Origin of the sequence: Photobacterium sp. OFAV2-7 (genome assembly GCF_022347985.1) — a bacterium.
Classification (GTDB): domain Bacteria; phylum Pseudomonadota; class Gammaproteobacteria; order Enterobacterales; family Vibrionaceae; genus Photobacterium.
Genome location: NZ_JAKRFQ010000493.1, coordinates 1 through 3,794, shown reverse-complemented (window position 1 = coordinate 3,794; position 3,794 = coordinate 1). Strand labels below are relative to the sequence as shown.

The following is a 3,794-nucleotide window of genomic DNA, read 5'->3' as shown; positions in this document are numbered from 1 at the left end:
TATCTTTACTGGTACGGGCACCACGCGACCAGTGCGTAACTCAAGTTTTATTACGCTGGTGGTATTTTTGATAGTCCAACTTTTTGCTGTTCAGCATTGGGGGAATCATGGCCTGTGGTTAGCATTCACGTTTTTCTATGTTGGCCGTTTTGCTTTCCTTTACCCATATATTGGGCAGGTTAAGCAAAAATGTTATTAGCATAGCTTTCAGGAATGCTGAAACTAAACATACATAAGTTAAAGGGCGGTTTAGCCGCCTTTAATGATCAAACTTAGGAAAAAGACGAACAGCCACCTCCTCAAAGATGTTTTATTGGACAAATCTACGTGGTAGTATTGTTATGTTATATCATTACATTTAGTGTTACTGTGGATTATCAACCAATACTTACTATCAATAATCTGAGCCTTTTAGACTCCAAAGATAGGGATTCTCAACACTCGCTGTTTAAAAACATTACTTTCGATGTCTCGCAAGGTGAAGTATTGGCAATTATGGGGCCCTCTGGCATTGGCAAGTCTATGTTGTCAAAAGCGATCGCAGGTTTCCTGCCGTCGGATGTGATGGCAGTGGGAAGTATTCAGCTCAACGGCAGTGAAATAAGCCAACTTTCTATGTTGCAACGCTCACAAGCACAGCGCCCGGCAGTGATTTTCCAAGATGCTTTAAAAGCACTAAACCCTTTAGCATCAGTGGGCCAGCAGTTAAGTCTGGCTTTAACAACCAATAAAACCCGCTTAAATACAGAGACTCGTGAGGCAATAACAACACTTCTTAAGCAGCTTGGATTTTCAGAGCCCGGTGCAGTGCTGGCGTTACATCCAAGCCAATTATCTGGTGGGCAACGTCAACGTATTTGTATCGCGATTGCGCTATTAGGGAGCGCCAATCTCATTATTGCCGATGAACCCACCAGTGCACTCGATCCCATTACAGAAGCAGAAATCCTCAGCCTTTTCTTAAGAAGCGTTCAACAGCGTAAGGTCGGGGGGATCTTGATCACTCATGATCTTGCAGCGGCTTTGGCTTGCAACAAACTCTTGGTTATATCTGATGGCAGCATGGTGGCCTATGGCTCGCCTTTTGATGCAATTCGTCAAAGCCAGCACCCGTTTTGCCTTCAACTTCAGCAACTTCTACCTGAGTAACTTTGGAGCCAGCCATGATAAAGCATGAGCAGATTTCGTCTGCCCAAGTTCATTTTGCTCAAGTCAGCGTAAATTACTTCTCACGGCCATCTTGGTTGGGAGGGAAACCGTTCAAAGCCTTGGAACAACTTAACTTAACGATTTCAACGCATAATTTGGCGATTGTCGGCCCGTCGGGTGCGGGAAAATCAACCCTGATTGAATTGCTATTTGGTTTGCGCCAGCCAAGTGCTGGTGAGGTATATGTTTGCGGTTATCCGCTTTCTCGCAGCACGGCAAAGCAGCGACAGGCATTGTGTCGGCATATCCAATTGATACCACAAGAACCCCAGTCGAGCCTGAACCCTTATTACAGTGTGCGTCAGATTTTGCTTGAGCCCCTGAGCAATATTGGTGAAGCCGAAGAGGGGGAGCAAAAGGTTGAACGCGTCTTATTGGATGTGGGGTTAGACCTTTCGCTGCTGGATCGTAATCCGCAGCAGCTTTCTGTCGGTCAAGCTCAACGTGTTGCTATCGCTAGAGCCTTGATTGTGGAGCCTTGTGTGCTGGTGGCGGATGAACCAACAAGCAGCCTCGATCCTGTCAGCCGTAAGCAAATTCTCGATTTACTAGCACAGATTCAAAAAACTCGTCACATGCGCCTAATTCTGGTTACTCATGATTTCGAAGCCGCAAAACAGTTGTGTGACGAAATTTTAGTGCTGGATAAAGGCCGGGTAGTTGAGTATGGCGCAACAAAAAAAGTGGCAATGAGCCCTAATCATAGGATCACAAAAGCACTGATGAGTGCTCACCCTAAAAGTAATGAATTCATAAAAACCATTGGAGAGGTTTCATATGCACCTTAAAACTCACAAGTTAGTATTAGCACTTACCTTAAGCGCATTGCTAACGGGTTGTTTTAATTCTGAAGACAGCACAACTGACGATAAAGCGTCGACAGCTCAATCATCGTCATCCGAAATTCGTGTTGCGATGATGCAGCCACCAAGAACCGGTTTGTCTCCGTTATCCGATGATGCATTTAAACTCTCTCGTTGGAGTACGGCGGAAACCCTCGTTAACCTGAGTGATCTTTCTGTTGCGGAGCCAATGTTGGCAACGAAATGGCAGCAAGTGGAACCTACAACTTGGCAGTTTACGGTTCGCCAAGGTGTGATGTTTCATAACGGTTCATCGTTAGATGCAAAAGTCGTTGTTAACTCGCTACAAAAGGCCCTGCAAGCAGCCCCTAAACCACGTATTTTAGATGGCATTGAATGGCAGGTGCGCGCACTTGATGATTTCACAGTTGAAATCAAAACCACGTTTAACGATCCCTTACTGCCAAGCCGTTTATCGAGTCCTCAGTTAGCTATCTTGGCTGCATCGGCCTATAAAGATAACGGTCGTGTTGTGCCGACAAATGCGGGAACAGGCCCATTTGTATTGACTGAAATTAACGGTCAAACCAGTGCGAAACTTGAGCGTTTTGACGGTTACTGGGGCGAGAAAGCAAAAGTCGATAAAATCTTTGCAGAATACGTTCCGAACGGTTTTGCACGTGCCGCTGCGTTGCGCACGGGTGAAGCTGATGTGGTGGAAGCTGTGCCTGTATCGCAAATTGCAATGATGGATCAATCTCAATTGCATGAAGTGGCGATGCCTCGCACCAACACCCTGTATTTAAATAATCAGTCTAAGGTGTTTAGTCAGTTCGCATTACGTAAAGCGGCCGCTCAAGCTGTAGATCGTGAGCAGATCATTAATACGGTTTACGAAAATCATGCGGATCTCGCAAAGGGATTATTGGGACCTGCATTAGTTTGGGCAGAGCCTGTTCGCGAAAAGAACCCGCGAGCTGAAACAATGGAAATACAAGTGGCTAATGGTGAGAAAATCGTGCTTGGTACTTTTACTGACCGTGCAGAATTACCTGAAGTTGCCGTATTGTTGAAACAACAACTCGAAGCCGCTGGTTTTGTGGTTGAATTGGATGTTCGGGAATATGCACAGATTGAAAATGATGCGCTTGCGGGTAAGTTTGATGCGTTCTTATTGTCTCGCGCAACAGTGCTTGATTCAGGCGATCCTGTAGCCTATATGCAAAGTGACTTTGGTTGTAAAGGCTCATTTAATCTAGGTCAGTTCTGTTCGGAAGAAGTTGATGCAGCGTTGAAGCATGCTGATCGTCAACCGCTCGGTGAATTACGCCAGCAGGCGATCATTGAAGTTGAAAGCAAAATTTTAGAGCAATACGCTGCTGTACCGCTGTTGCATGAACGAGTGATCCAAGGTGAAAGTACGAAGGTCAAAAACGCGGTACGTGATCCGCGAGAGCGTCGTCTTATCAACCAGTTTACTGAGGTGAACTAACCCAATGTCGTCTGCTGTTAATATGCGTGCGACTTTGAGTGTCGGTATGCCCTGGCTTTCTCGTTTGCTGTCGCTAAGTGTCGTGGTTGTTTTAGTTGGCTTGATGCCGGATATTGCCGGTATCGATCCGAGCCAATCGATTTTACGGGCGCGCTCCGGTGCTCAGCAGCTGTTAACCGCAGAAGCACTACAAGCTGTTCGTGATGATCTTCAGTTAGATCGAAGTGCAGCACAGCGCTTGTGGGATTGGCTAACCCTCGCATTTCAAGGTGATTTAGGTGTCTCTTGGG

General features: G+C 46.1%; 3 protein-coding genes and 2 pseudogenes. All 5 read left to right on the top strand.

Features of this window, described 5'->3' with window-relative positions:
- Positions 1–199, top strand: a pseudogene (locus tag MHN01_RS19655) (MATE family efflux transporter); the annotation flags it as partial.
- 170 nt (positions 200–369) lie between these two features.
- Complete coding sequence (locus tag MHN01_RS19650) at positions 370–1,149, top strand: ATP-binding cassette domain-containing protein (protein ID WP_239412902.1); 780 nt, start codon at positions 370–372, stop codon at positions 1,147–1,149.
- A 14-nt stretch (positions 1,150–1,163) separates the two neighbouring features.
- Entirely contained in the window at positions 1,164–1,997 is an 834-nt protein-coding gene (locus tag MHN01_RS19645; protein WP_239412901.1) for an ABC transporter ATP-binding protein, read from the top strand.
- Positions 1,987–3,504 (top strand): ABC transporter substrate-binding protein, encoded by a 1,518-nt coding sequence (locus MHN01_RS19640; protein ID WP_239412900.1) that lies wholly within the window; start codon positions 1,987–1,989, stop codon positions 3,502–3,504. Before MHN01_RS19645 ends, MHN01_RS19640 begins: the two co-directional genes overlap by 11 nt.
- 4 nt (positions 3,505–3,508) lie before the next feature.
- Positions 3,509–3,794, top strand: a pseudogene (locus MHN01_RS19635) (transporter); the annotation flags it as partial.

Bases quoted from the DNA above. Each gene is read 5' to 3' on its own strand.
- MHN01_RS19640 (WP_239412900.1), top strand. From the start codon at position 1,987: ATGCACCTTAAAACTCACAAGTTAGTATTAGCACTTACCTTAAGCGCA.
- MHN01_RS19645 (WP_239412901.1), top strand. From the start codon at position 1,164: ATGATAAAGCATGAGCAGATTTCGTCTGCCCAAGTTCATTTTGCTCAA.